The 25,965-nt window shown below is 51.3% G+C and carries 24 protein-coding genes and 3 pseudogenes; 17 read left to right on the forward strand and 10 right to left on the reverse strand.

Features of this window, described 5'->3' with window-relative positions; genetic code table 11:
* Nucleotide 1: 1 nt before the first annotated feature.
* On the forward strand, nucleotides 2–1,204 hold the full coding sequence (gene coaBC / locus JCM15764_RS08885) for a bifunctional phosphopantothenoylcysteine decarboxylase/phosphopantothenate--cysteine ligase CoaBC (protein ID WP_054694814.1): 1,203 nt from the start codon (nucleotides 2–4) through the stop codon (nucleotides 1,202–1,204).
* 3 nt (nucleotides 1,205–1,207) lie between these two features.
* Nucleotides 1,208–1,426 (forward strand): hypothetical protein, encoded by a 219-nt coding sequence (locus JCM15764_RS08890; RefSeq protein ID WP_054694816.1) that lies wholly within the window; start codon nucleotides 1,208–1,210, stop codon nucleotides 1,424–1,426.
* Between the two features lies 1 nt (nucleotide 1,427).
* Here JCM15764_RS08890 and JCM15764_RS08895 read toward each other — a convergent pair.
* A pseudogene (locus tag JCM15764_RS08895) lies at nucleotides 1,428–2,335 on the reverse strand (zinc dependent phospholipase C family protein).
* 47 nt (nucleotides 2,336–2,382) lie between these two features.
* Between JCM15764_RS08895 and JCM15764_RS08900 the strand changes: the two are divergent.
* From JCM15764_RS08900 to JCM15764_RS08920, 6 genes are all read left to right on the forward strand, one after another.
* Nucleotides 2,383–3,123: a uracil-DNA glycosylase gene (locus tag JCM15764_RS08900; protein ID WP_054694819.1), complete on the forward strand. Its 741-nt coding sequence runs from the start codon at nucleotides 2,383–2,385 to the stop codon at nucleotides 3,121–3,123.
* Nucleotides 3,124–3,135: 12 nt separating this feature from the next.
* Nucleotides 3,136–3,579 carry a PaaI family thioesterase gene (locus tag JCM15764_RS08905; protein ID WP_054694821.1) on the forward strand — a complete coding sequence of 148 codons (444 nt, stop codon included), beginning with the start codon at nucleotides 3,136–3,138 and terminating at the stop codon, nucleotides 3,577–3,579.
* 498 nt (nucleotides 3,580–4,077) lie between these two features.
* The gene (locus tag JCM15764_RS22555; RefSeq protein WP_243688636.1) at nucleotides 4,078–4,533 is read left to right on the forward strand and encodes an MATE family efflux transporter; all 456 of its coding nucleotides are present in this window, start codon (nucleotides 4,078–4,080) and stop codon (nucleotides 4,531–4,533) included.
* Complete coding sequence (locus tag JCM15764_RS08910) at nucleotides 4,461–5,381, forward strand: MATE family efflux transporter (RefSeq protein WP_243688637.1); 921 nt, start codon at nucleotides 4,461–4,463, stop codon at nucleotides 5,379–5,381. Before JCM15764_RS22555 ends, JCM15764_RS08910 begins: the two co-directional genes overlap by 73 nt.
* Before the next feature lie 321 nt (nucleotides 5,382–5,702).
* Nucleotides 5,703–6,896, forward strand: a complete 1,194-nt coding sequence (locus tag JCM15764_RS08915; protein ID WP_054694823.1) for an ABC transporter substrate-binding protein — start codon at nucleotides 5,703–5,705, stop codon at nucleotides 6,894–6,896.
* Between the two features lie 11 nt (nucleotides 6,897–6,907).
* On the forward strand, nucleotides 6,908–8,869 hold the full coding sequence (locus tag JCM15764_RS08920; RefSeq protein WP_054694826.1) for an ATP-binding protein: 1,962 nt from the start codon (nucleotides 6,908–6,910) through the stop codon (nucleotides 8,867–8,869).
* On the opposite strand, the gene JCM15764_RS08925 is transcribed toward JCM15764_RS08920, so the two are convergent.
* Complete coding sequence (locus JCM15764_RS08925) at nucleotides 8,863–9,264, reverse strand: response regulator (protein ID WP_243688638.1); 402 nt, start codon at nucleotides 9,262–9,264, stop codon at nucleotides 8,863–8,865. The two genes, JCM15764_RS08920 and JCM15764_RS08925, sit on opposite strands and share 7 nt — an antisense overlap.
* Before the next feature lie 188 nt (nucleotides 9,265–9,452).
* On the opposite strand from JCM15764_RS08925, the gene JCM15764_RS08930 reads away from it, so the two are divergent.
* From JCM15764_RS08930 to JCM15764_RS08970, 9 genes are all read left to right on the forward strand, one after another.
* Nucleotides 9,453–12,920, forward strand: coding sequence for a HAMP domain-containing histidine kinase (locus JCM15764_RS08930; protein WP_054694830.1), 3,468 nt, complete (start codon nucleotides 9,453–9,455; stop codon nucleotides 12,918–12,920).
* A 3-nt stretch (nucleotides 12,921–12,923) separates the two neighbouring features.
* Nucleotides 12,924–13,415, forward strand: coding sequence for a response regulator (locus JCM15764_RS08935; RefSeq protein WP_054694833.1), 492 nt, complete (start codon nucleotides 12,924–12,926; stop codon nucleotides 13,413–13,415).
* A gap of 174 nt (nucleotides 13,416–13,589) precedes the next feature.
* Nucleotides 13,590–13,718 carry a hypothetical protein gene (locus JCM15764_RS26360; protein ID WP_279384343.1) on the forward strand — a complete coding sequence of 43 codons (129 nt, stop codon included), beginning with the start codon at nucleotides 13,590–13,592 and terminating at the stop codon, nucleotides 13,716–13,718.
* Entirely contained in the window at nucleotides 13,715–14,689 is a 975-nt protein-coding gene (locus JCM15764_RS08945) for an HD domain-containing phosphohydrolase (RefSeq protein ID WP_054694839.1), read from the forward strand. Before JCM15764_RS26360 ends, JCM15764_RS08945 begins: the two co-directional genes overlap by 4 nt.
* The gene (gene nosR, locus JCM15764_RS08950) at nucleotides 14,683–16,032 is read left to right on the forward strand and encodes a response regulator c-di-GMP phosphodiesterase, NosR family (protein ID WP_054694842.1); all 1,350 of its coding nucleotides are present in this window, start codon (nucleotides 14,683–14,685) and stop codon (nucleotides 16,030–16,032) included. Before JCM15764_RS08945 ends, nosR begins: the two co-directional genes overlap by 7 nt.
* Nucleotides 16,033–16,049: 17 nt before the next feature.
* A complete protein-coding gene (locus JCM15764_RS08955) occupies nucleotides 16,050–16,715 on the forward strand; it encodes a GTP-binding protein (RefSeq protein WP_054694845.1) in 666 nt (221 codons plus the stop codon).
* Between the two features lie 5 nt (nucleotides 16,716–16,720).
* The gene (locus JCM15764_RS08960) at nucleotides 16,721–18,013 is read left to right on the forward strand and encodes a sensor histidine kinase (RefSeq protein WP_054694848.1); all 1,293 of its coding nucleotides are present in this window, start codon (nucleotides 16,721–16,723) and stop codon (nucleotides 18,011–18,013) included.
* Between the two features lie 3 nt (nucleotides 18,014–18,016).
* Nucleotides 18,017–20,383: an ATPase, T2SS/T4P/T4SS family gene (locus JCM15764_RS08965; RefSeq protein WP_243688639.1), complete on the forward strand. Its 2,367-nt coding sequence runs from the start codon at nucleotides 18,017–18,019 to the stop codon at nucleotides 20,381–20,383.
* A 78-nt stretch (nucleotides 20,384–20,461) separates the two neighbouring features.
* Nucleotides 20,462–21,025: a response regulator gene (locus JCM15764_RS08970; RefSeq protein WP_054694851.1), complete on the forward strand. Its 564-nt coding sequence runs from the start codon at nucleotides 20,462–20,464 to the stop codon at nucleotides 21,023–21,025.
* Nucleotides 21,026–21,072: 47 nt separating this feature from the next.
* On the opposite strand, the gene JCM15764_RS08975 is transcribed toward JCM15764_RS08970, so the two are convergent.
* The 8 genes and pseudogenes from JCM15764_RS08975 to JCM15764_RS09010 all read right to left on the reverse strand — a co-directional run.
* On the reverse strand, nucleotides 21,073–21,759 hold the full coding sequence (locus tag JCM15764_RS08975) for a cytochrome c biogenesis CcdA family protein (protein ID WP_054694855.1): 687 nt from the start codon (nucleotides 21,757–21,759) through the stop codon (nucleotides 21,073–21,075).
* Between the two features lies 1 nt (nucleotide 21,760).
* Entirely contained in the window at nucleotides 21,761–22,132 is a 372-nt protein-coding gene (locus JCM15764_RS08980; protein ID WP_054694858.1) for a thioredoxin family protein, read from the reverse strand.
* Complete coding sequence (locus tag JCM15764_RS08985) at nucleotides 22,132–22,359, reverse strand: thioredoxin family protein (RefSeq protein ID WP_054694861.1); 228 nt, start codon at nucleotides 22,357–22,359, stop codon at nucleotides 22,132–22,134. The genes JCM15764_RS08980 and JCM15764_RS08985 overlap by 1 nt, the downstream gene beginning before the upstream one ends.
* 20 nt (nucleotides 22,360–22,379) lie before the next feature.
* Nucleotides 22,380–23,314 (reverse strand): annotated as a pseudogene (locus JCM15764_RS28070) (permease).
* A gap of 92 nt (nucleotides 23,315–23,406) precedes the next feature.
* Nucleotides 23,407–23,721: an ArsR/SmtB family transcription factor gene (locus tag JCM15764_RS08995; RefSeq protein ID WP_054694864.1), complete on the reverse strand. Its 315-nt coding sequence runs from the start codon at nucleotides 23,719–23,721 to the stop codon at nucleotides 23,407–23,409.
* Between the two features lie 135 nt (nucleotides 23,722–23,856).
* Nucleotides 23,857–25,071, reverse strand: a complete 1,215-nt coding sequence (locus JCM15764_RS09000) for a molybdopterin molybdotransferase MoeA (protein WP_054694869.1) — start codon at nucleotides 25,069–25,071, stop codon at nucleotides 23,857–23,859.
* Complete coding sequence (locus JCM15764_RS09005) at nucleotides 25,068–25,520, reverse strand: heterodisulfide reductase-related iron-sulfur binding cluster (RefSeq protein WP_054694872.1); 453 nt, start codon at nucleotides 25,518–25,520, stop codon at nucleotides 25,068–25,070. Before JCM15764_RS09005 ends, JCM15764_RS09000 begins: the two co-directional genes overlap by 4 nt.
* Nucleotides 25,502–25,939: pseudogene (locus tag JCM15764_RS09010) on the reverse strand (heterodisulfide reductase-related iron-sulfur binding cluster); the annotation flags it as partial. The gene JCM15764_RS09005 and the pseudogene JCM15764_RS09010, both read right to left, overlap by 19 nt.
* Between the last annotated feature and the right edge of the window lie 26 nt (nucleotides 25,940–25,965).

Here is a 25,965-nt window from a genome sequence, read left to right on the forward strand (position 1 = left end):
CATGTTGAAAGGTAAAGAAATTATCCTCGGGGTCACCGGCGGTATCGCCGCCTATAAATCTGTGGAACTGTTGCGTCTGCTGACCAAGGCGGGGGCAAACGTACACGTGATCATGACAGCTTCTGCAACTGAATTCGTCACACCGCTGACCTTTCAGACCCTCTCCATGAACCCGGTCTCTACCTCCCTGTTCAACCTGATCTCCGAGAGGGAGATAGGGCATATTTCTTTGGCTGACCGGGCCGATCTCTTTGTCATCGCTCCTGCAACCGCCAATGTGATCGGCAAGCTGGCCAACGGCATTGCCGACGACATGCTGACCACCACGGTCATGGCTACCAAGGCGCCGGTGCTGGTGGCTCCGGCCATGAACGTCAACATGTACCAGAACCCCATTTACAAGGAAAACGAGAAGAAATTGAAGAGGCACGGCTATCTCTTTGTCGAACCGGCGAGGGGGATGCTTGCCTGCGGATGGGAAGGGGAAGGAAAGCTGCAGGAACCGCAGATCATTTTTGAAGAGGCCCTGGCTGCATTGACGACAAAGGATCTGGCAGGCGAGCATATTCTTATCACTGCCGGCCCCACCAGGGAGGAACTCGACCCGGTGCGGTTCATCAGCAACCACTCATCAGGTAAAATGGGCTATGCCATAGCCAAAGCTGCCCGCCGCCGTGGCGCACAAGTCACCCTGGTCACCGGCCCCACCTGCCTTGCCGAGCCATGCGGTGTCGCGACAATTCAGGTCACCAGCGCCGAAGAAATGCGGCAGGCAGTAATGGCTTCCTTTCCCGCAAGCACAATCATCATTAAGGCCGCAGCAGTGGCCGATTACCGTCCTGTGGCCAGGGCAGTCGCCAAAATCAAAAAAACTGCCGGTTCCCTGTCCCTGGAATTGGAGAAAAATCCGGATATCCTTTTCGAGCTGGGAAAAATAAAAGCAGACAAGATCCTTATCGGCTTTGCCGCCGAGACCGATGATCTCATGGGCAATGCGGCAAAGAAACTGATCGTAAAAAATGTGGACATGATCGTTGCCAACGATATCGGGGCCGAAGGTGCCGGATTCAACGTGGATACCAATATCGTCAAGCTTCTTTTCAAGGATGGAAGGGTTGAAGATGTGCCGCTGATGGGCAAACAGGAACTGGCCGATGTACTCCTGGACCGGGCGGTGAAATTAAGAGTGAAGAGTGAAGAGTGAAGAGTGAAGAGCGAAGAGCGAAGAGCGAAGAGCGAAGAGCGAAGAGCGAAGAGCGAAGAGCTGCGGCAACGCCGCAGATGGGCGTTTTTTCAGCTAAAAGGACTGTTCATGCTCAAAAATGTCCGGATGCAAGGCGCCAAGGAGCGAGCAGCGGAGCATACATCAGTATGTGAGCAGCGCAGAGACGCCGTCAACGCCGCAGATGGGCGTTTTTCAGCATGAACTACTCTGTGGAGAGAATCTGCAGCAACAGCTCCGGCTTACAGATGGCTTCGTGCAGCTTTCCCTTAATTTCATCCAGTTGTTCATTGGCCTGCTGCTTGGTGATCTTGCCGCTGCGGTAGAGCAGTCTCAGATTCTTCCTCACTGCTTCAGCCGTGGCAAGGGCTCGCTCTCCGGTGGGGTCCGCCTGGAAGAAATGTGAATCTTCGAAATCAGTGAGGAAGCTGAAAACCGCTTCTTCGGCCAGACTCATGTATTCGTCACGATCCACCTCCTCCAGACCAAAACGGGAAATGTCCGAGAGGGTCTGCAGGACCTGCTGCCATTTTTCCAGCCGGCTTACCAGCAGGATGGAGTTGAAGATCCGCTTGTTGGTGCCGAAAGAAAACAGTGTGTCGGACAATACCTTTCTCAACAGAGCGTCATTCTTGCGGTAATGCTCCAGGGAGACCTTCCGGGCGCCGTCCCAGATCTCCTTGTCGACGAAGGCTTCGAATCTCATTTCCCAGTAGGCATGTTTCAGGGTCATGGTGGAAAAACTTCGCATCACCTTGTAGGGGACATAATAGTTGTGGGCGACAGTATCTGCGGCAAGATGGGCCAGGTAGCCATAGGCGCAGGCTTTCTGAGCATCCATCTCTGCATTTTCCAGGACCTTCAGCCCGATCCGCCAGCGATGGCAGTGGAGCAGATAATGGGTGAATTTCTTGCCGATGGTGATGTCTGCGGCGATGCAGCCGTAGAGGAAATCATTGGGAAATTCACTGATAATGGCTGCCACGGCAGGCTGCAATGCCTGAAGGTTGTTGAGTACGGCGGAGCCAGCTGCAGGTGAATTCCGGCACCCCAGGCGAGTGCTTCATGGGGCATTAAAACGATGAGTAGAAGGACGAAAGATATGAGCAACATTGACATAAAGAATATTAGATGTGCCTGTAAATGTAAAGGAGTTTGCCATGCATGAGGCCGAAGAAGCCCGGCAGTTGGTGGCCTCGCTTTGTGCCTATCTGGAGGATCTGCAGGAAACGGGCATAGACGGCTTGGCCTACGCCGAGCCCGCTCCAGTTACTGGTACCGTGCGCTTAAATGGTTCCGATACTTCCCCAACTGCTTCGGTTCAGGCGGCACCTGTCGAACAAGAAAACCTGGATCAGGTGCGACTTGACCTGGGGGAATGTGCCCGCTGCAGTTTGAGCGGCACCAGGACCAATCTGGTATTCGGTATCGGCAATCCGGCTGCAAGGCTGGTCTTTGTAGGCGAGGCACCGGGGCGGGACGAAGACCTTCAAGGGGAACCCTTTGTCGGCGAGGCAGGGCAACTGCTGACCAAGATCATTTCCGCCATGCAGTTCAGACGGAGCGATGTCTACATCTGCAACATCCTCAAATGCCGCCCCCCCGGTAACCGCAATCCGCAGCCGGAGGAGATCGAACAGTGTCAGCCGTTTCTGCTCCGGCAGCTGGGTGCCGTGAATCCTGAAGCCATTGTCTGCCTGGGCACCTTTGCCGCCCAGACCCTGCTTCAGACCAAGGAACCGATCTCCAAACTGCGTGGCCGCTTTCACGACTACCATGGCATACCCCTCATGCCGACCTTTCATCCTGCGTTCCTGTTGCGCAATCCGGCCATGAAGCGCGAGGTGTGGGAAGATATGCAGAAGGTGATGCGACTGCTTAATATTGAGCTGAAGAAGTGATTGGAGGAGAGAATGTACGAAAAGGTCTATGATACTCCAATGCCGGCCGGGGGGGGATTACCCTTTGAGCTGCCAGAATGGATAGCCTGTGCCCCCTTCGAGGAGTACCTGGGGATGAAAATAGATGAGGCTGCCGAAGGGCGGGCCATACTAACCATGCCGTTCACGGTCAAGCTGTCCCAGGGGGTGGGATTCATGCACGGTGGCGCCATCACTGCCCTGGCAGACACGGCTGTCGCCATGGCCATCAAAAGTGTGCTGCCTGAGGGAAGCAATTTCGTCACCATGGATCTGGGTCTCAAATTCCATGCTCCGGTAAGATACGGATTAGTTAAGGCCGAGGCGCGGATTGTTGAACGTGACGAAAGAAATATCAAGGGGGAAGCCGAAGTCTTCGACGAGGCGGGGGTCAAGGTGGCCACATTTACCTCGGTTTTTCGGGTGAGAAGGCAGTAGCTTTTTAATGCATTAAACAAGGCGAGAGCAGGTGCTGAATATCAGCCCTGCCCTCTGAACCATGTCCTCAGGTTGTTAAACTACCTCTGCCAATCTAACTCACTCCTCGTCTCCAGGACCCGAAGAATGATTACCATGCTTCCTGTTCGGCTTGAGACTCTTTGCCAGTTCCCGCTGTTCGGGAGTCAGGATGGAATATATCTGCGTCTGGGTCTTCACCCGGATGACTGCCAGTTCCGTTTTGAATGGGGCTGGCTATAAATATGAATCGTGAGTGGCTATTTCCTGGTTTCTTTCACAAATTCATGCACAATCTGATGCTAACCGGAATCGGCGTCATCTTCGGTTATTTTCCGGCTCACCGGGCGGCAGGACTAAGCCCGATCGACGCCCTGCGATACGAGTAAGGCGGTCATGGCAACCATATTGATTCGATGGACCCAATTCAAAAAAGAGACTTTTAATCACGTTCCGCGCCTGCTAAAGCTTGCAGTCCCCATGATCCTTTCAAGCTCAGCGATCATGATGATGCAGATTATCGATGCCATCGTCTTGTCACGCCACTCCAGCGAGGCGGTCGCGGCCATGGGACCGTCAGGCTTGGCGGTAATCCTTTTTCAGGGATTTATGTTCGGTACTGCAGGGTATGCCGGCACCTTTGTTGCCCACTGCCACGGGCGCGGTGACACCCAGGGGGGGCGCAGATCCGCATGGCTTGGCATTTATGCCGCTCTGGCGGCCGGGGGGATAGCCCTGGTCTTGGCCTGGCCGATTGCAATACTGTTTCTTCTGGCCGGCCACGAGCCAGGGGTTGCCCGGAACGAGATGACATATTTCTCGATCTGTATGGCCGGTTCATTGTTCCCTGTTATGGGTGGAGCTTGGCAGGATGGCTTTCAGGCATCGGACGACCTGCCGTCGTTACCGGGGTGGCATTCATATCTCTCACGGTGAATGCACTACTGGCCTGGGGGCTGGTTCTTGGTGAATGGGGCCTGCCCCGGATGGGAATCTCTGGAGCTGCGGTCGCGACTGTGGCCGCGCAGATGGTCGCCATGATTCTCTATGCAGCGACGTTTGCCAGGGCTGGCGGCTTTTCTGACGCCGTGGCAAGGCGGCTTGACTGGGTAGAGTTTCGCCATTTCCTTTCCCTCGCCATGCCGATGGGGCTGCGGATCAGCGGCGAGCTTGCGGCGTGGACACTGTTTCTGGTGGTGGTCGGTCGCTTGGGAACCGTTCAACTGGCTGCATCCAGCATTGCCTTTCGCATCAATGGCATGGCCTTCTTCCCTGCGCTCGGGCTCGGCCAGGCTGCAGGAATATTGGTGGGGCACGCCCGGGGAGCCGGGGGTGATGATGAGATCCCAGCCATAGCCTCACAGTCGCTGGTGGTGTGCGAGATCTGGATGCTCGCAATGGCAACCCTGTTCGCCACGGCGCCGGTGCCGCTCATGTCGATCTTTGCGGGTTACGGACCGGAAAGCACGAGAATTGTGGAGACCGGTTCCCTGATCATGAAATTCGTCGCCTTTTATTGTATCTTCGACGCAGCCAATGTCATGATTGGGTGCGTACTGGCTTCAGCAGGCGATACCCGTTGGCTCGCCCGTACCTTCCTGGTCTCTTCAAGCCTGTTTCTCGCCCTGCTATGGCTTGTCGACATGATCATTCCGAGCTTGATGGCGGAATGGGCACTTGCTACCATTTTCGTATTTGCCACGGCGGTAATCTGGTTGTTCCGGTTTCGATCTGGTGCATGGAGGAATGTTCAGGTGCTGCGTCGATCCGAGGTAGGCAAATAGTGCGAGCGATGGTCTGAGCATGCATGCTGCAAGGTCCTATTCTTCTCTTGCTGTGTGACAATAAAGTCTTTGCAGAAAGAGATGGTGAATACTTAATGGTCCATACACCTCTCCATTTAAACAGCCTGTTTCACTCCTTGCACCTCCACTTCATTCTTAATCCTATCTCTTCCCGTAGTGTCCTAATGCATTTAATAAGTTCTTAAAGAAATTCAGCCTTTCTTCCGATAACTAACATGAAGAAGAAAGTGTGTAATGCTTGTCCTCAACATACCGGTGTACATCTGGCACTGGCTCATAAATTAGCGAACAGGGGGAGAAATGAAAGGTTGGTTTAAGATGCTGACATCTGTATTCCTGATGTCGGGAACTTGTGTGGTTTTTTATGGAATGCCATCGAATGGGCTTGCCGCAGAACCGGTAATAATAGGCATAGACGCCGACTTCTCTTCCGGGTCTGCTTCGGCAGGTGAGGCTATTCACCGGGGTGCGCTTATCGCCATTGCCGAAATAAATGAAAAGGGGGGAGTGCTTGGTGGTAGAAAGCTGGAACTTAATTTGAAGGACCATCATGGCTCGCCCACGCGAAGCACCGATAATCTCAACGACCTCTCCAAAGAAAAGAACTTGGTTGCAGTGATCGGTGGTCTGCACAGCCCCGCAATCATCAAGAACCAGGATCTGATCCATCGCAACCGCCTGATCATGCTCGACCCTTGGGCTGCCGCCACTGCAGTGGTGGAGAATGGAAAATCTCCAAACTATGTCTTCAGGGTTTCGGTACGTGATGAATATGTGGGCGGATTTCTGGTAGGGCAGGCTGTTAAGCAGGGTTACAAGAACCTGGGGCTCTTGCTGGAAAAGACCGATTGGGGAAGGGGCAACGAAAAATATATCACCGTCGCCCTCTCCAAACTGGGGCGTAAGCCTGCTTCCGTACAGTGGTTCTATCTGGGGGACACGGACATGACGACTCAATTGATTGCTTTCGAAAAAGCAGGGGCGGATGCGGTGATCATGGTGGCCAATGCTCCGGAGGGTGGTGCAATCGTCAGGCACATGGCGCTGAGACCGGAAAAGGTGAGACTTCCAATAATCTCTCACTGGGGAATAACAGGGGGAAATTTCCGCGGGAGTGCAGGGGATGGACTGAAAGGTGTTAAATTGCAGTTTCTTCAGACCTATTCGTTTATGAACGCAAGAGGGAAAAAGGCGCGAGAGGTGATCAATCGCTACAAGACCATGTTCAAGGCCGGAAGCGAGCGGGAAATTATGGCCCCCGTCGGTACTGCCCACGCTTATGACCTGGTACGTATTCTGGCGCTGGCCATTGACAAGGCGGGAACCATCGATCGGGCAAAAGTGCGCAATGCCATGGAAAAGATCAACTCCTATTCGGGCCTTGTCAAAACATACCGGCCTCCGTTTACCCCTCAGCGGCATGAGGGGCTGAACGCCTCGGATTACCACCTGGCGATTTACGATCGGGACGGGACGATCATGCCACGCCGATAGGCAGGCTGGTTATGGGCTATTTGAAGAGCCTTCAAGGCAAGATACTTATCTTTTTTATTATTCTTGACCTGACGGCGCTCAGCATCATGATGTTCAGCGTTTCGCGGACAGCCATGAAGGCGCTTGAAGGGGAAATTCGCGTTCATCTTTCGCAGATGGCCGCCGACTTTTCACGTGCGGTAAACGAGGATATGGCTATCAAGTGGCGCGCAACGCAGGACCTTGCAGCCAATCCATTCATGATCAATAGCGTCATCGACACACTGGGGAGAGAGACATATCTGGCTCCCTTCATGCGCAAGCTGTCCCTGCCGGGCAAAGATGGTGACAAGGCTGACATTTTTCTTCTCGACTATAAGGGGAGGATCATCGCTAAAAACGGAGTGGGTACGAGCAACGATGTCTTCGAGAATGTACGGTGGCGGCAAAAGGTGATGGGGGGCAGTCCCCATGCTGAGATCAGCGATGACGGGAAGCATCACAAGGTGCTTTTCGCGTTCCCGGTTTTTTACCAGTCGCTGCCCGAAGGTGTTCTGGTTGCCAAATTCGATGTTTCCTTGATTTCGGCCGTCATGCAAACAACGGAAGAGTTCAAGATCGCTATCATCGGTTCCTCCGGACATCTGCTTCTTGGAGAGCTCGATCCGTCTACTCTTGCCAAAGCGGCAGGGGGGAAGCTGCCGAAAAGAGAGGCGCTGGTTTTCTCCGAGCACGATAAACTTTTTGCCGTGTTTCCCTTGCAGGGTATCGAAGGATTCGAGGGCTTCGGCTGGAGACTGGTTCTATCGGTTCCTTCCAGCAACATTCTGGCCCCGGTAGAAAAATTGCTTTGGCACATGCTGCTGATAGGGCTTCTTACTGCCACCGCTGTCTCCTGTGTCGTTTTCTTCCGTACCAGGAGGTTTGTGCGACCGATAAAAGACCTGGAAGCAACGATGCAGTCGATTATGGAAAAGGACGACCTGTCTCAGAGGGTTGAGATTTCGTCCGACGAAGAGGTGGAAGCCCTGGGGAAGACCTTCAACAAAATGCTGGACAACCTTTCGAATACGAGGGTTTCGAAGCAGTCCCTGGAACAGATTGTTGAGGAGCGGACTCATGAGCTGAAAGCTTCGAGCGAAGAACTTAAAGCGGCTCAGCTCCATATGCTGCAAAATGAAAAAATGGCTTCCATCGGACAACTGGCCGCCGGAGTCGCCCATGAAATCAACAATCCCATAGGGTTCGTTTCGAGCAATCTCACCACGCTGAACAAGTACCTGAGCAGAATGAACGAGTTTATTGACCTGCAGGGAGAAAAATTGAGCGACGTTGCTCCGGAGCACCTGGAAGAACTGGAACTGAAGCGGAAAACTCTTAAGATAGACCGTATCAGGAAAGACGCGGAGCAGTTGATCAAGGAATCATTGGAGGGCACCGAACGGGTCAGGGATATTGTGACTGACCTCAAGACATTTTCCCGTGCTGATGCAAAGGAATATTTATTCGCTGATATCAATGAATGCCTTGACCGCACCATTAATATCGTGTGGAACGAGATCAAATACAAGGCCACCGTAAAGAAGGAATTCGGCGTCCTGCCGAAAGTGAAGTGCAACCTTCAGCAGCTCAACCAAGTGTTCCTGAACCTTCTTGTCAATGCTGCCCAGGCAATCGATACCCAGGGGGAGATCACCGTGGCCACTTCCCATAACGGTGACCAGATCTCCGTTTCAATAGCTGATACCGGAGTCGGAATTCCTGAAGAAATTCAGCACCGGATTTTCGAGCCCTTCTTTACCACCAAGGAGGTAGGGAAGGGGACCGGGCTCGGGCTCAGTATTTCCTATGACCTCATCAAAAAGCACAATGGTGGTATTACCCTGGAGTCCGTGCTGGGGAGAGGAACCAGATTCACCATTACCTTGCCTGTGCTGGGCAAGGACCACCATGGTGAAGAAGAGGGAGTGCAGAGGGAAACTTCAACTCACTGATACAGACCAAGATTTATGATCTCTTGCAGAAGGTCTTCAGCGGTAAACGGTTTGACCAAAAAAGCAGTGGACCCGTTCAGGAAAGTGGGATCCAGCCGAGTCTTGGGATCATCACAAGCGGTAATCATGATGACCTTGACCTGATGAACAGCTGAGATTCTCGATGCCTGCTCTACGGCCCTGATTGCCCGCAGGGCCTGGTCACCGTCCATGACCGGCATCAACAGATCCATGCAGATCAAGTCGTATGGTTTCTGAGCCTCGAAGGCCAGTTTATAAGCCAATATCGCTTCCTCCCCGTTGGCGGCTATGTCGCATTCGCCCAGTGGAGACAATGTGTCCTTGATCCACTGCCTCGTGATAAAGCTGTCATCCACCAGAAGAATTTTCATCATCTCTCTCCGTCGTTGATTTGCCGTCTACTGATCCCTTTCGGCATTTATGCCGGCAACTTTAGAGCATCAGCTGATAAATTTGCGGATTTAAGTTTCCGGTCCCCGAACCGATAGATGTTTCAGGTACGGAACACCTTTCAGTCGCAGCTCCTGAATGATTTAATCGGGTGCATGTCCGGGGAACTCAGGTGAAGACCATCAGCATGAGCATCAAAACAAAAACCGCGACCATCATTTCCATCTTTGTTTCGCTTTTGATGGGAGCGATCAGTGTCATTGGTCATCACTATGTGATCGAGGTACTCAAGGATGAGGTTGCAAAGCAGCAGTCCGCTTTGTTGTCCTTAGTAGCGGGGCCGCTCGACGAGCAGATTGCCCATTCACGGCATATGCTGGAGCATCTGGCGTTGGGTCTTGCCGACAAGGACCTTCGAGATACTGAAACTAACCGTAAGATCATTTCCTTATGGAAAGACAAACAGCACTTCAACGGTGGGTTGTGCATCATCGATACTAAGGGACGTGTCGTTGCGAAAACAGGTTCTGAGGGCGCCGCCCCGACCAAGTCATTGCTGAACGAGGACTATGTCTCCTTTCCCCTCAAGCATGGCAAATCATTTCTTTCCAACCCCTATATAGAGGCCGCGTCCCCCCACCATCCTATGGTCACCCTGAGTGTCCCTATCGTTCATGATGGCAGGGCCATCGGCGTTCTTGCCGGTTCCAACGATCTGCTGCATGACAGCTACCTTGCCGATCTGAACAAACTACGGATCGGCAATAAGGGTTTCATCTACCTGATCAACGGGAAGCGCATGCTGATCATGCATCCAAACCAGCGACGCATTACCGAGACTATTCTGCCGGGCGCAAACCCTGGGCTCGATTCTGCCATCGAAAGCAACTTTACCGGCAGCATGGAAAACACGAACAGTATGGGCGCCAAAGGGATTTCTTCCTTCAAACCCCTGGTCAATGCCGACTGGATACTAGCCATTCATTATCCTCTCTCCGAGGCATATGCACCCATAAGTCGGATCAACTACTTAATGGCTGCCATATTCTGCATGGCTTTTGTTGCCTCCTTGGTTATCTCCTATTTCTTGACTGGAAAAATCGTCGGCCCCGTAGTGAGGCTGACCTCCCATGTGAAGAAGCTGCCGACAAAACGGGGAGAAGAAAGGTTCATCAATTTCAATACCGAAGACGAGTTGGGGGCTTTGGCTACAGCCTTCAACGACATGATTCGCCAGATGGACGAAAAACAAGAATTGCTCCACGAGAACCAGGAGCTTTACAAGATTCTCGCCGAGTTCACTTCGGAACTGGCCATCCTGCTCAATCCGGACAAGTCCGTACGATATGTGTCGGGCAACTGCCTCAAGCTGACCGGCTACACGGAAGAGGATTTCCACGGTAATCCCCGCTTTCTCGAAAGAATCGTTCATCCCGAGGACCTGCACGCATGGCTTCATCATTATGAACTGCCGGACGAGGAAGGCCGCGGTAGAAGCTTCGACATCAGGATCATCACCAAAAACGGAGAGACCAGGTGGTTCAACCATGTCTGTCATACCGTTGTCGCATCGGACGGCAGCCGCATAGCGATCCGCGCCAGTTTCAGGGACGTCACTCACCGGATTATCCTGGAGCAGAAATTTAATGACCAGAGAGTCTTCAGCGAAAGCATCGTCGATAGCATTCTCACGCCGGTTTTTGTCATCGATGCCGATCATAAGGTCATTGCCTGGAACCGTGCCATGGTGGAACTGACAGGAAAGGCCGCCGCCGATGTCCTGGGGACCAGCCTGCAATGGCAGCCTTTTTATGGGGATCAACGACCGACCCTGAGCGACCTGGTTCTGGATGGTCTCAATGGGGACATCGAGCGCTGTTACCAGCACTGTTTCAAAGATCCCCTCACCCAGGAATCCATTCGCTGCGAACAGTGGTTTGAAATGCTCAACGGAGAAAAACGCTACCTGATCTTAGATGCCGCCCCCATCTTCAGTGATGGCAAAAAGGTGGCCGTCGTAGAAACCATTTACGACATCACCGAGCGTAAGGCAGCGGAGGACAGCCTCAGGCTCTTTTCCGAGGCCATAAATCAAAGCGCCAGCTCAATCATCATTACCGATTTGGAAGGCTCGATCCAGTATGTGAACCGGAAATTCTGCGAAATCAGCGGATACAGCAAAGAGGAGATACTGGGGCGGAAACCGTCGGTTCTCGATCCGGAGCAGCAATCGCCGCAGCTGTACCATCAGGTGTGGCAGACCATAACTGCAGGAGATGCTTGGCAGGTGCAACTCACGAGCCGAAAGAAAGATGGAACCGCCTTTTGGCAGACTGTTACCGTGATGCCGGTGACGGACCCGGCCGGGACCATAACGAATATCGTTATTGTCGAGGAGGACATTACTGCTCTGAGGAATAACGAGCAGGCTCTGAGAAAACAGCAGGCTGAGCTGGTGGCGAAACATGAAGAACTCCACAACCTGTTCAGACAGGTGGAGCAGGGCAAGCGGGAGTGGGAAAAGACCATGGACTGCATCGACGACATGGTCATCCTCATAGACGGCCAGGATCATGTCAGACGCTGCAACAAGTCGTTCATGGAATTCTGCGGCATTTCCTATGCCGGCCTCATTTCCAGCAAATGGCCCGATCTTTGCGCCTCCCTCGGTTTTACCTTCGACCGGGACAGCAGGAAGACCGAGTTCCATCATGAGCCGACCAACCGCTGGTTCGATCTGAGCAGCTACCCTTACGGGGATGCTGACGGGGCAGTCATTACCCTCCATGATTTGACTCAGATCAAGTTGGTTTCCCAGGAGTTGTTCAGGACCTATGAGGACCTGACAAGCACCCACAGACAATTGCTTCAGAATGAGAAGATGGCGTCCCTTGGCCAGCTTGCGGCGGGTGTTGCCCATGAGATCAACAATCCCATCGGCTTCATTTCAAGCAATCTGGGAACAATGGGCAAGTACCTGGAACGACTTCAGGGAATCATTGCCGCCCAGAGCGCCGCCATTAACGACACCGCCCCGGCCGAAGTCCGTACTGAGATCGCAGAACTGTGTACGCGGTACAAGCTGGACTACATACTTAATGATGTCCGGAACCTGTTGTCCGAGTCGACGGAGGGTGCCGAACGGGTCAAGCATATCGTCCAGAACCTGAAATCATTTTCCCGGATTGAAGATGCGGAAAGCAAGTATATGGACCTTCACGAATGCCTGGAGAGTACCATCATGATCGCCTGGAATGAGTTGAAATACAAGGTGACGCTAGTCCGGGATTACGGCGAACTGCCCCAGGTCAAATGCTTTCCCCAGCAGCTGAACCAGGTATTCCTCAATCTGCTGATCAATGCCGCCCATGCCATCGAGGAGCGTGGGGAAATCAGGATTGCGACCTGGTGCGAGGACAAGACCGCCTGCATTGCCATCAGCGACACCGGTTGCGGGATCACGCCGGAAGTGATCGGCAAGATTTTCGATCCATTCTTTACCACTAAAGAAGTGGGAAAAGGAACGGGGCTAGGCCTTTCCATCAGTTTCGACATCATCAACAAACATAAAGGGACTATAGATGTTACCAGTGAACCGGGACAGGGAACGACCTTCACTATCCGTATTCCTGTGGAGTAGCCAATGGATGAAACCGTGAGAATTCTTTGCGTGGATGACGAGCGGAACGTGCTCCGCGCAATTGAAAGAATGTTTATCGATGAGGACTACGAGATCATCACTGCGTCTTCCGGGGAGGAGGGATTGGAAAAACTCTCCAGCAGCGAGAATGTCCATGTGATCATCTCGGACTACCGCATGCCTGGCATGAATGGAGTGGAATTCCTCAAGAAGGCGTGCAGTCTCCGTCCGGAAACCATCCGCATCGTCCTCTCCGGCTATGCGGATACCGCTGCTGTCGTTGCGGCGATCAACGAGGGGGAGATCTACCGGTTCATCCCCAAGCCCTGGAACGAAGACGAGCTGAGGATGACCATTGCCAAGGCAGTGGAGATGTTCGCCCTTCATCGGGAAAACGCAAAGTTGTCCGAAGAACTCCATGCCAAGTCCCTGGCTCTGGAGCATTTGAGCGGTGCAGTTGATCAACAGCAAGTTTCGGTGCCCCCACGGCCTTGATCATTTCATAATATTGGACAGCCTTCCCTTCGGCGTACTGTCGGTCCTCGCCGACACGGTCATGCAGATGAACAAGGCTGCCGCCCTGCTGTTGGGGAGGGATAGGGACGAATGCCTGAGCCGGCCCATGGGCCAGGTACTCCCGGCTGATATCTGCGGTTTATAGGCCGGGTTTTGGCAGGAGAGAAAAGCTGGACCGGCGTTGCCGCCGACGGCAGGATGTTGCGCGCTGATGCGACCGCATTGGATCAGGGTGCAACACCTGCCATCGTCATAGTCCTGACAGGAGAGTCTTCAGCATGAGCGAACTGATCCTTTTTGTTGATGATGAACAACATGTGCTTAACGCCTTGCAGCGGGTCTTCTCGGAAAGCGGCCTGGAAACCGTTTTTACCCGTAGCCCAATAGAGGCACTGGAACTGTGTCGCACTAAAAAGTTTGCCGTTATCGTTTCGGACAACATGATGCCTGAAATGAAAGGCATCGAACTGTTGACGCGGATCAAGGAGGAATCACCGGAGACCGTCAAATGTCTGCTGACAGCCCATGCCGATCTGGATACGGCACTGCAGGCGATCAACAGTGGCGAGGTCTTCAGATTCATCGTCAAGCCCTGGCGAAATGAGGAGCTATACCAGGCGGTCAGCGAAGGGGTTGCCCGTTTCCGTATCTGGGACGCCCTCAGGCAACATGATGAAGGTGTTCTCCATTCACTGGCCGAGACTATCGAGCTGAAAGACCATTACACCCGCGGGCACTGTAACCGGGTTGCCGACCACGCTTTAAAAATATGCGAGCTCTTGGGGCTTCCCTCGACCACATCCCGGGAGATCCGTTACGGCAGCTGGCTGCATGACTGCGGCAAGATCGGCGTACCTGAGACAATCCTCAATTCTACCTGCACGCTTTCGGAGCAGGAAATGATCGTTGTCAGGAAGCATCCCGAGTGGGGAGCCAACGTGGCCCAGCAGGCCAACTTATCCCCTACTTTGATCAACATTATCCGCCATCACCATGAGCGCTTCGATGGAACCGGGTATCCCTTCGGTCTGAAAGGGGTCTCGATCCCTCTGGAGGCACGGATAGTGGCCGTTGCCGACGTTTTCGACGCCCTGACTACGGATCGACCTTATAAGCCCGCCATGAGTTTCGCAAAGGCGCACAAGCTCATGGGAGATATGCGAGGAAACCACCTGGAAGGACGGCTGGTAGACTTGTTTTTCCAAACACTGGATACGGAAAAACCGGCTCAGAGGAATAAAGAACAATGGTAGCCAAAACCACAAGCACCATCCTTGTCGTCGACGACGAAGAAAACATTCTCCGGGCCATTGTCCGCCTGCTGATGGAAGAGAACGACATCAATGTACTGACTGCCGGTTCGGGAAGCGAAGGGCTCAGCGTTCTGCAGGCGCACCCGGATGTGGCGTTGATTCTTTCTGACCAGCGAATGCCGGGAATGACGGGAGCGGAATTCCTGCAACAGGCAAAGAGCCTGGTTCCGGAAGCGATACGCATGGTATTGACCGGTTATGCCGACATCAATGCCACCATGGACGCAATCAACAAGGGTGGGGCCTCTTGCTACATCACCAAACCGTGGGATGACGGCATGCTTGTGCAGACCCTGACAGAGGGCGTCCAGCGCTACCGGATGACCATGGAGAACAAGCGCCTTTCCGCACTGGTGAAGCAGCAGAACACCGAGTTGCAGGAGTGGAACGACGGACTGAAGAGCCGCCTAATGGAACAGACGACCAGGATAAGGCAGCAGATGGAGGAATTGCGCTTGAGTGGCGAGATTGCCACCAGGAACTGGCAGAATACAATTCTGGCCTTTTCTAGTGTCATCGGCCTTTTAGATTCACTGGCAAAGAATCATTCTAACAATGTTTCCGCTGTTGCCGAAGAGTCCGCTCGCAAATTGCAGTTAACTGAAGACGAAATCGAAACTATAAGAGTCGCTGCACTTTTGCATGATATAGGGAAAATAGGTATAGAACCAAGCATACTAAGGATGCGGTATGAGTTGCTTGATGATGAGGATCGTACAGAGTATGCCCGGCATCCGGTGCGGGGACAGGCAGTCGTTGATGTGGTCGAAGGTTTGCGCTCAGCAGGCCAGATAATTCGTCACCACCATGAACTCTATGATGGAACAGGATTTCCTGATGGGCTATCTGGGAAAGACATACCGATTGGAGCACGTATAATCGCCATTGCAGATTTCGTGGATACGACTATCTCAAGAATGGATGCTTCGCTTTCAATCGAATCAGTAATGAAAAGTCTAAAGGAAAAAGCAGAAAGTTTTTTTGATCCAGAGCTGCTGCCAACAGTTCAGGAAGTATCCACTAGTTATTATATTGGTCTTACAGATCGTTCGATGGTTGTGCAAGAAATTTCACCAAAGGACTTATGTACAGGCATGGTCCTGGCCAGAGAAGTGATAAGCGGCACGGGGCTTTTGCTTCTAAACAAGGGGGCGACATTGGATGAGGCTAAAATACACGCTCTGAAGCGATATTACAGTGTCGATCCTCCCGAGGGGGAGTGTTTGTTTTCGTTTCACAATGAGTATTTACTTTGCAATATACAGACTCAACTTCTTGATTGAAGGAACAGGTTCCCATCATGATTGAATTCAATGAAAAAGAGCGGCGCATGGTTCTGAAACTCGTTTATTATGGCCCCGCCATGTCTGGGAAAACAACCAATCTTCTTCAATTGCATGAATTGTTAAAACATGAAGGTCGAGGAGATCTAATGGTCTTGGATACAACTGACGATAGAACAATCTATTTTGATCTTCTGCCTTTTTTCATTGTTGCACCCAGCGGGTTAAAAATAAAAGTCAAAGTTTACACAGTTCCAGGCCAAGTAAGGCATGACGCCACACGTAAGGCTGTATTACAGAGAGCTGATGGCGTTGCTTTTATTGCTGATTCCCAGCTTTCGCAAAGCACGAACAATCTTGCCAGCTTTGAAAGTTTGGAAAACAATTTAGCTTTGGTAGGGCTGGATGTTGATTCAGTGCCGCTTGTGATTCAATTTAACAAGCGAGATTTATCGGCAATAGTTGCAGAAGAGGATATTCTCCATACTTGGGAGCCCACCGGAATTCCCGTGACTATGGCAGCAGCTATTAAAGGATCGGGAGTAGTAGAAACATTTTCACTGCTGGTCGAGCGCCTTTACGACAGAATTGATGATCGCTACAGAATCGCGTCCGACCATGGTCTTAACAAAAGAGCATTTGTGAATCGCATGGTCAACGTTGCTGAGCAGGAAGGAGATTGAAACAGATGCGGCCTTCACAGGAAGGAATTTCATATGTAGTCGGCGATGAGAAGCGCCTGCATGACGTTTTAATAGATACCGAGGTTATTCCTCTTCTAGAAGGTGCCGTACAGGCAGGCGCCGATAATGTGACCATACTGGACCCAGACGGGATAGAGATTTGGAGTGCCACCCAGCGTCCATTTCTGGCGGAACCTTTAGTTGTTTTTTCCCTGAAATTGGAAGGGGAACCGGTAGGAACTATAAATGTTTTTGGAGATCAGGATTCAAAACCTTTGCTTTTTGCAGTTGGTAAACTATTGGCTGTTGCGCTTAATGCTGTAATTTCAAATAACCTTAAAAGAATTCTTACAACAGAAATTCATACTACTGTAGTCAATACATCCTTTGAGCAACTTGTTGAAATAAACCAACAGTTAAGCCAATCAGAAGCACGGTATCGAGATCTGGCAGAGAGCCTTGAAAAACGAGTGAATGAGAGAACATTCGAGTTGAAAAAAGCTCATTCGCATCTACTTCAGCAAGAAAAAATGGCAGCCATAGGGCAACTGGCAGCAGGAATAGCTCACGAGATAAACAATCCCCTTGGCTTCATTACAAGCAATCTTCACACCTTGCAAAAATATGTCAATCGCCTCAGTGCAATGTTATTCTTCTTCAAAGATCTGAACAAGATTGGTTCGACAACCACCACTTTAATCGAACAGGCAGAACAAAAATGGCAAGAATTAAAAATAGACACGGTGTGTACAGATGTTGGCGATCTTCTGTCCCAAACTTTGACCGGTGCAGAACGTGTTACGAACATAGTGGCTGATTTAAAAGGTTTTTCTCATGTCGATGAAGTTGGGCTTATTGACATTGATGTGAATAGAGAAATTGAACTGACATTAAGTGTTCTTTGTCACCAATTAAAAAACAAAGTGGAGATTGTACGTGATCTTCAACCATTGCCTGTTATCAAGGCTCAAGCGGCAGTACTTAGTCAAGTTTTCCTCAACATTATACAGAATGCAATCCAATCCCGTGGGGATGGTCTCCGTGTAACTCTGGCTACAGCCTGGGATGGGAAACGAATCAGAATCAGTATTGCTGATAATGGACCAGGAATTCTTCCAGAGCATCGCGGCCGGGTGTTTGAACCTTTCTTTACTACTCGTGAAGTGGGTGCAGGTAAAGGCATGGGGCTGGCTGTGGTGTATGACAGCGTTTTGAAACTCGGGGGAACTGTATCAGTTGCAGATGCAGCTGATGGTGGGGCTGATTTTATTATTACAATTCCTCAGGGTAAGGAATAAATCATGGCTAAGTATTCCAACCTTTTCCGCAATACTACTAATACCGATGGAATCAATGAGCCCATGGGAGATGTAAGTGTGTCTCCCGGCCAACCTGGAGGTGTAGAAAAATTTACCATTCTTTTTGTGGATGACGAAGATGGTGTATTGTCAGCAATGCGGCGTATTTTCATGGAAGAAAACTACAACATTCTTACTGCATCGAATGGGGAAAAAGCCCTATCCTTGTTTGACGCCGAGCCGATTCATCTGGTTGTGTCGGATCATCGTATGCCAGGCATGACAGGTGCAGAACTTCTGAAAGCTATCAAGGAACTTTCGCCTCAGACAATACGCATCATGTTGACAGGTCATGCGGATGTCAATTCCATAATGGGTGCTGTAAAAGATGGAGCTGTATACAAATTTATTACCAAACCCTGGAATGATGAAGATCTGCGTCTAACGGTAAGCTTAGCTCTCCAGCAGTACACTTTAATTCAGGAGAACAAAAGGCTAAAAGATTTAGCTCGTACTCAACAGCTCAAATTGAAGAACTATAGCAGCCTCTTTGATGAAAACCATGGTATGATGGGAAGCATCTTAGTCAGAAGTGGAGTTATTAAACAGGAAGAGCTTGAAAATGCACTCGAAAAAATTGAAAAGGGAGAGTTTCTTAGTGAAGCAATAGTCAGATTAAGATATTCCAGCGAGGCTAAAATAATAAAGGCTTTGCAGGAAAACCTAAATATTGAATATGTGGATTTGCGCGAGTATGAGGTGAACCCGGCCGCAGCGAGGTTCCTACCCCGCGATCTTTGTGAAAGAAATCGAATAATTCCTATAAAAATGGATGGACGTCAGCTGACTATGGCAATGGCGGATCCATCGGATATCTATAAAATAGACAACATTGCCACAATGACAGGGTTGAAGGTAACAGCTCTGTTGAGTGCGAGCTCAGAAATAGTTGCACTTTTAAAGAGAATTTACGGTGAAAATAATATTGACGACATTGATGAATGTGTAGATATAGAGCCACTTGATGAAATTGACATTGTAATAGAAGAAGATGAAAAAGATGTGAGTATTCAAGAACTGGTAGGCTCGTCTGAGGTTCCGCCGGTTATCCGTATAGTCAATGCCGTCATTTCGGAAGCTATCCGCTTCAGGGCGAGTGATATTCATGTGGAGGCTAAAACAAAATATACCTTGATTCGTTTCAGAATAGACGGACTCCTTCATAGCAAAATCAAGATACCTCCTGATCTTCATGCAGCAATCATTTCTCGGCTTAAAATCCTTGCCAAAATGGATATATCCGAACGTCGCAAGCCACAGGACGGGCGTATAACAGTTAAAGCGGGCACTCGTATTGTAGACATGCGTGTTTCATCACTACCGACACTAAATGGTGAGAAGATCGTGATGAGGATTCTGGATAAGAGCTCTGCAATCAGGAGCCTCGATGAACTCGGTGTGCTTCAAGATGACTTAAAAAAAATATCAATGATAGTAAAGAAGCCACAAGGTGTCATTGTTACAACCGGTCCAACGGGTAGCGGAAAAACAACAATGCTTTATTCGATTCTTGCCGCCATGCTTGAGAGCAGCAAAAACTTTGAAACTATCGAAGAACCAGTGGAATATTTTCTTGAGGATGCAAACCAGGTGGCGGTGCGGGATAAGATAGGGCTGACTTTTGCTCAAGTCTTGCGTGCTACTTTAAGGCAAGATCCCGATGTAATCCTAGTCGGGGAGATCCGCGACCAAGAGACGGCTGATGTCGCTTTCAAGGCATCTCTTACTGGGCACATGGTACTTTCAACCCTTCACACAAACAGCTCAGTGGCTTCAATCACCCGCTTGATTGACATGGGGGTTAAACCATACATTATTGGTTCTGCACTGGAAGGGATAATTGCACAGCGTCTGGTAAGACAAATCTGTCCTCATTGCAAAACGACTGTGTCACCAGATCCGGACATACTTGATCTTCTTCGGGTGCCACCTGGTTTGTTTGCTGACGGTGTCAGTAAAGGCATGGGGTGTGATCAGTGCAATAAGACGGGATATACATCCCGGACGGGCATCTATGAAGTCTTCGTCATGAATGAAGATTTCAGGCATATGATAAGCACAGGGTATCGCGAAACAGAGTTATTCGAGATGGCTCGTGCTGCCGGGATGCGGACATTGGTTGAAGACGGTCTGGAAAAAGTCCGTATGGGACTTACTACTCTTGAAGAGTTGCTCCGCGTAATAGGGCCACAGCTCGTTTATGAAAGATGCTGCGATAATTGCCATAGAAACTTCGATGCCAAGTTTCTGTTTTGTCCCTATTGTGCTCATTCCGTCAGAATTTCTGCAAGACATGCAAGATCTCTTTAGAGACTAGTTGGTTAAACTGTCCGAATTGCGGCAGTCCTAAAGAGGTCATATAAATCCATATCTGCCTGGGAGGTATGTATGAACCAAAGTACTAATATTATGCTGGTAGATGATGAAGCCTATGTTATATCAGCACTGCAACGTGCCCTGATTGATGAAAACTACGAAACTACAGGGGCGAATAGTGGGGAAGAGGCTTTGCAGCTGATGGAGGGAAAATCATACAAGGTAGTCATCTCCGATGAAAGAATGCCCGGCATGGACGGAGCCACCTTCTTGTCCGTGGTAAAGGAGCGTTATCCGGAGATGGTGCGTATCATGCTCACCGGCCACGCCAGCGTCGATGCCACCATGAAGGCGGTCAACAATGGCGAGATCTACCGCTTCTTCGTCAAGCCTTGGGACGAGGTCCAGTTGAAGCTGGCTATCCGCTCTGCCATCGAAAAATACGATCTGGAATCGGAGAACAGGAGACTGCTGCGGGCGGTCAGACAGCAAAGCCAGGAGCTGAAATACCTGGAGCAGCATTATCCGGGGATAACAGAACTCCGCCGGGATGCCAATGGTGCGATCCGCCTTGACGACGATCTGTCCGATGCAGAGTTAGCGGATATCGTCGCCCAATGCACCAGGGGCTACTGAACCCGCCCGGCCAGGGGGACGCTAACTTCCCCAAACCTTCATGACAGCTAAAAGCTTTGCCAGACAAACCATCCTCCGACAAGGGCGACTACGCCTCCGCTGATCCGCTTGGCCCATGCGGAGAAGTTAACCACCCCCCTCGCCTTGACGAATCCTTCAACAAATCCGGTGAAGGTGCCGGCAAAAAGCATGAGCAGGCAATGTCCGATTGCGTAACAGAAGAGCAGGGCAATGCCATACAACACCTGACCTTTCCCCGCTACCAGAGTAAGCAGTACGACAAGCACCGGCGTAGCGCATGGAGATGAGACAATGCCGAAAAACAGCCCCAGCAGGAATGAGCCGATGATCCCACCGCGCTTCGGCTTGTAGTTGCGTCTGACGGGCAGCCTGATTTCATATAAACCCATCATCTGTCCCCCCATCACCAGGGCGATAGTTCCGGCAATCAGATACCAAGGGCCACCCAATGTGCCGAACATCGTTCCCAGAAGCCCGGCAGCAGCACCAAAGGCGGTAAAGGTAAGCGACAGGCCAAGGATGAAGGCCAGGGAATAACGGAAAGCCTTCATGCGGTCGCCATCGCTGTAACCGCCGACGAAGCCGACCACCAGCGGGATGGTCGCCAGCACGCATGGGGAAGCCGATGAGAGAACTCCTGCGAGAAAGACTGCGCCGAAGGCGATGATGGGGTAGAGGGCGATGATTTGCTCGATATTGTCGAAAACGGTCATTTCAGCCTGCTGCCTTCAATTCCTTGACGATGTCCGCCTTGTCCATGAAACCCACATGACGCTTCACTTCTTTCCCCTGGCTATTGAAAAAAATCTGTGTAGGTATCATCTGGACGCGGAACTTACTGGCAGCGGCCTTGTCCTCGTGGACATCAATGAAGAGAACGGAGGCCTTTCCCCGATACTCTTTGGATAATCCTTCAAGTATGGGGGCCATTTTCTTGCACGGAATACAAGTGCGAGCTCCCAGGTCGATGACCGTAGGTTTGCCGGAAGTGAGCGCCTGGCTGATAACTGCGTCAGTGGCGGACGGCATCTCTGCCATAGCGGTAGTGGCTAACAGCAGCATCGCTGCAATCATGAACAATCTCATTACAGCACCTCCAGAATTTCGGCAACGGATGCCACCTTGCCGGAAAACTTTACCTGGCCGTCGACAACCAGTGCCGGTGTGCTCATGACGCCGTATTTCATGATCGAAGGGATATCTTCAACCTTTACTACTTCGGCAATTGTCTCGCTTTCTTCCAGTGCCTTCTTTGTATTCTCGTAGAGGGTCTTGCACTTTGCACAGCCGGTTCCCAGCACTTCGACTTTCATTTTTTCCTCCTGTAAATGTTTTAGAGAATAGCGTTGAACAGATAGCCAACGGCCACTATGGCCGTTGCCACAACTCCAAAGAAGGTGGCGAGAAGCGGTTTTTTAAGTACATTGCTGAGGATTATCGCTTCCGGCAAGGATAAGGCGGTCACCGCCATCATGAAGGCCAGCACTGTGCCGATGGCCATACCTTTAGCTGTCAAAGCCTGAACGATGGGAATGACCCCGGCGGCATTGGAATAGAGCGGCACGCCAAGCGCTACGGCCACCGGCACAGCGAAGGGATTGTTCCTTCCAGCCCAACGGGCAAGGAAATCCTGGGGCACGTAGCCGTGAATGAAGGCCCCGATGCCGATACCGACTACCACATACGGCCAGATTTTCTTCAACAGGCCTGCGGTGTACTGGCGGGCATAGACAAATCTCTCTGACCAACGCTGTTCGGCAATCTCTGTATTGCCTACCTGCATTTTCCAGACATAATCCTGAACGTATTTTTCCATCTTCAGCCTGCCGATAATTATCCCGCAAAGATGGCCACCAAAAGCCCGGTTCCTATGTAGACGAGAGCTATCTTCCAGCCGAACATGCCCCAGAGCATGATGAGGGCAACCTCGTTGACCATGGGCGATGAAATGAGAAACGATAAGGTCACGCCAAGGGGAACGCCCGATTCCACAAAGCCGATGAACAGCGGTACAGCGGAACAGGAACAAAAGGGTGTGACGATGCCCAGCAGTGCAGCCATAACGTTGCCGACATATTCGCGGTTATGGGATAGGATGCGCTTGGTTTTTTCGGGAGGGAACCAGGAGCGGATGAGGGCGACGACGAAGATAATGACGGTCAGCAGCAGAAAAATCTTTATTGTGTCGTAAATGAAAAAATTGAGGGGCTTCGCCGCTATGGGAGCCGGGGGTGAGATGCAATAGATTAAAAACCAGGTAATCGGCAAATGCCTTCAACATGTAAGGACTCCATGAGTAATTGAGTTATTAATCATATAGCAGCTTAAAGCAAATGCTTCATGTGCTCCCCCATCGTTCATCAGACCGCCTTTAAAATCTTATGACGGCCGGTGATCTCCAGGGTCATGATCAGCGTTGCCAGATCGACGATCTGCAGCACCTCCGGGTGCTTGACGGCATAAAAGATTTTCAGGCCTTCCTTGCGACGCGAAAGTATGCCGCTGGCCATCATCATGTTCAGGTGCCGCGAGGTGTTCGATTGCTCCTCGCCTATGGCAGGAAAGATTTCGCAAACGCATCGCTCACCATCGCGGAGGAAATCCACGATCTTCAGCCGGGTAGGTTGAGCGAGTGCCTTGAGTATCTCTGCTCTGAAGGTGGCTTTGTCACTCATAATTTTCTCCATGTCTATATTACAATACAGTCATATAGTCTTTGCCAGGAGTGATGTCAAGAGATTCTTGGTCACCTCTCGGGATAACCGTGGGTTCGACAGCTGTGGTTGAATCGCAGAGTCGCTGAAAGCCGGTCAACCAGCAAGAGTTCTCATTTCGAATTCCCGGTCAAGCAGAAGTACTTCCACCTCGTCCCCCTGGGAATGTGATGTCTCCGGAGCCAGCTGTATCAGGCCGTTTCCCTGGATCAGGGATGAGAGGCGGCCGGAGCTCTGATTGCCGGTAGTGGAGGCGTGATAACGGTCATTCTGGATCGAGACGAGACCTCTCACCAGGTGCGGTCTCTTTCCTTTATTTGCTGTTGATTCCTGCAGCGCAGCTCTGACTGTCGGGCGAAAGATCCGCCGGTGCCCCATTGCCTTGAGAAGTGATGGCCGAACGAACAGCTCGAAAGAAACCATAGCGGCGACAGGATTGCCAGGCAGGGCAAAGATGGGCTTACCCTGAAGCATGGCGAATGCCAGAGGCTTCCCCGGCTTCATGTTCACCTTCCAAAAGTTGATGGTGCCCTCCAGCTCTTCAATAGCCATTTTTACGAAATCCCGATCTCCCACCGATACGCCGCCTGTAATGACCAGCATGTCTGCGTTGAGACCTGCTTTGATCTTTTCGCAGGTGGCATCGAGGGTATCAGCGGCAATGCCAAGCAGTACCGGGTCTCCTCCAGCATCAAGTACCTGGGCAGCAATGCTGTAGCTGTTACTGTTGATGATCTTTCCGGGGGCCGGTGTTGACCCCGGTTCAAGCAGTTCATCGCCCGTGGCCAAAATGGCGACTCTGGCACGACGATAAACAGACAGTGCCGTTGTACCCATGGCTGAGAGCATGCCTATTTCCTGGGGTCTGAGCACTGTGCCGGCCGGGATGATGACATTGCCGAGCTGAATGTCCTCTCCTCTTTTGCGCACGTGAGCACCTGCCTTGATCCCGCTCTTTAGGCGAATCCAGTCGCCATTCTCCTCGACATCTTCAATGGGCACCACCGTATCACAAGAGGGGGGAATCGGTGCGCCGGTCATGATCCGTACCGCTTCGCCGGGTGGAACTGGTACGGTGCGCGACTCTCCGGCCGGTAGAAAGCCGGTTACCTTTAGTCGATTATCCTCAATGGTTGCGTGAGAGAATGCAAAGCCATCCATGGCGGAGTTGTCGGCAGTGGGGATGTCCCAGGGTGCTATATGGTCTTCCGGAGTTACTCTGTTCAGCCCCTGAAACACCGAGACCTTTTCGGTTTCCAGAGGCGATACATGTACAAGAATGTTCTGTTGTGCTTCGTTGATACTGATCAAGAGATGTTTCCTCCTCGTTCTGCATTTCGATAGGCCCTCGCCAGAATTTCCATAGGGTGAAATACCGGGTAAGGGAGTGCATGATTGAACTGCAATCGACAACTGAGGCAATCGGTGATTATTGCCTGGGGGGCGTGCTGACGAATTTTCAGCATTAGAGGCTTTCCTATGGCCAGTGATTTTTCGTGAAAATGAGTCTTGAAGCCGAAATTGCCCCCCATCCCGCAACAATCCGTTTCCTCCAGCGATTCCAGGCTCAATCCGGGAATGAGTGCCAGCAGGTCCAAGTAAGGAGTACCTATCTTCTGTTCCCGCTGATGGCACGGTGCATAATAAACCATCCGTTCATTGATGGTGTTAAAGAAGGTATCAAGTCTTCCTTCAGCATGGAGGTGTGCCAGATATTCTCCAGCATCACAAAGCGCATCGGCTAGCCCGATGCGGGACATGGGATCGAGAGCAGAAAAACAGCCATCATCTTAAGGATATCCTTGTAGGCAGATTTTTTGAATATTCTGAACTGGTTGTTGCCGCTACTCGGGTCAGGAACCCTGATCTCGTTTTCTCCAGCACCGATCGATCCTTGGTAATCATCTGAAAAGTAGGCCCTTTCCTTGAGTAAGACTTTCATGAAGTACCCACAGGTAGGGCAGGAACAGACCAGATTATCCCCTGTCTTGGCGGATTCCAGCAGCGATTCCATGTTTAAACCGGCCCGCTGCAGCGAGCCATCGAAGTCGCCTTCCACCAAATGCGGCATACCACAGCATTGCTGCGGCGGAACATAGACAGTCTCACCATTGCGCTCCAGGACTTCTACGGTTGCCCGGGCGACCTCTGGGAAGAGATAACCCGCGGTGCAGCCGGCAAAATAGGTGACGTTGCGTTTTCCTG

The organism is Geotalea toluenoxydans JCM 15764 (assembly GCF_001311985.1).
GTDB classification, from domain to species: Bacteria; Desulfobacterota; Desulfuromonadia; order Geobacterales; family Geobacteraceae; genus Geotalea; species Geotalea toluenoxydans.

Excerpts from the sequence above, each read along its gene's own strand:
- coaBC (WP_054694814.1), top strand. The coding sequence starts at position 2 with ATGTTGAAAGGTAAAGAAATTATCCTCGGGGTCACCGGCGGTATCGCC.
- JCM15764_RS08900 (WP_054694819.1), top strand. The coding sequence starts at position 2,383 with ATGCATGAGGCCGAAGAAGCCCGGCAGTTGGTGGCCTCGCTTTGTGCC.
- JCM15764_RS08905 (WP_054694821.1), top strand. The coding sequence starts at position 3,136 with ATGTACGAAAAGGTCTATGATACTCCAATGCCGGCCGGGGGGGGATTA.
- JCM15764_RS22555 (WP_243688636.1), top strand. The coding sequence starts at position 4,078 with ATGATCCTTTCAAGCTCAGCGATCATGATGATGCAGATTATCGATGCC.
- JCM15764_RS08915 (WP_054694823.1), top strand. The coding sequence starts at position 5,703 with ATGAAAGGTTGGTTTAAGATGCTGACATCTGTATTCCTGATGTCGGGA.
- JCM15764_RS08920 (WP_054694826.1), top strand. The coding sequence starts at position 6,908 with ATGGGCTATTTGAAGAGCCTTCAAGGCAAGATACTTATCTTTTTTATT.
- JCM15764_RS08925 (WP_243688638.1), bottom strand. The coding sequence starts at position 9,264 with ATGATGAAAATTCTTCTGGTGGATGACAGCTTTATCACGAGGCAGTGG.
- JCM15764_RS08935 (WP_054694833.1), top strand. The coding sequence starts at position 12,924 with ATGGATGAAACCGTGAGAATTCTTTGCGTGGATGACGAGCGGAACGTG.
- JCM15764_RS08945 (WP_054694839.1), top strand. The coding sequence starts at position 13,715 with ATGAGCGAACTGATCCTTTTTGTTGATGATGAACAACATGTGCTTAAC.
- nosR (WP_054694842.1), top strand. The coding sequence starts at position 14,683 with ATGGTAGCCAAAACCACAAGCACCATCCTTGTCGTCGACGACGAAGAA.
- JCM15764_RS08955 (WP_054694845.1), top strand. The coding sequence starts at position 16,050 with ATGATTGAATTCAATGAAAAAGAGCGGCGCATGGTTCTGAAACTCGTT.
- JCM15764_RS08960 (WP_054694848.1), top strand. The coding sequence starts at position 16,721 with ATGCGGCCTTCACAGGAAGGAATTTCATATGTAGTCGGCGATGAGAAG.
- JCM15764_RS08965 (WP_243688639.1), top strand. The coding sequence starts at position 18,017 with ATGGCTAAGTATTCCAACCTTTTCCGCAATACTACTAATACCGATGGA.
- JCM15764_RS08970 (WP_054694851.1), top strand. The coding sequence starts at position 20,462 with ATGAACCAAAGTACTAATATTATGCTGGTAGATGATGAAGCCTATGTT.
- JCM15764_RS08975 (WP_054694855.1), bottom strand. The coding sequence starts at position 21,759 with ATGACCGTTTTCGACAATATCGAGCAAATCATCGCCCTCTACCCCATC.
- JCM15764_RS08980 (WP_054694858.1), bottom strand. The coding sequence starts at position 22,132 with ATGAGATTGTTCATGATTGCAGCGATGCTGCTGTTAGCCACTACCGCT.
- JCM15764_RS08985 (WP_054694861.1), bottom strand. The coding sequence starts at position 22,359 with ATGAAAGTCGAAGTGCTGGGAACCGGCTGTGCAAAGTGCAAGACCCTC.
- JCM15764_RS08995 (WP_054694864.1), bottom strand. The coding sequence starts at position 23,721 with ATGAGTGACAAAGCCACCTTCAGAGCAGAGATACTCAAGGCACTCGCT.
- JCM15764_RS09005 (WP_054694872.1), bottom strand. The coding sequence starts at position 25,520 with ATGTCCCGCATCGGGCTAGCCGATGCGCTTTGTGATGCTGGAGAATAT.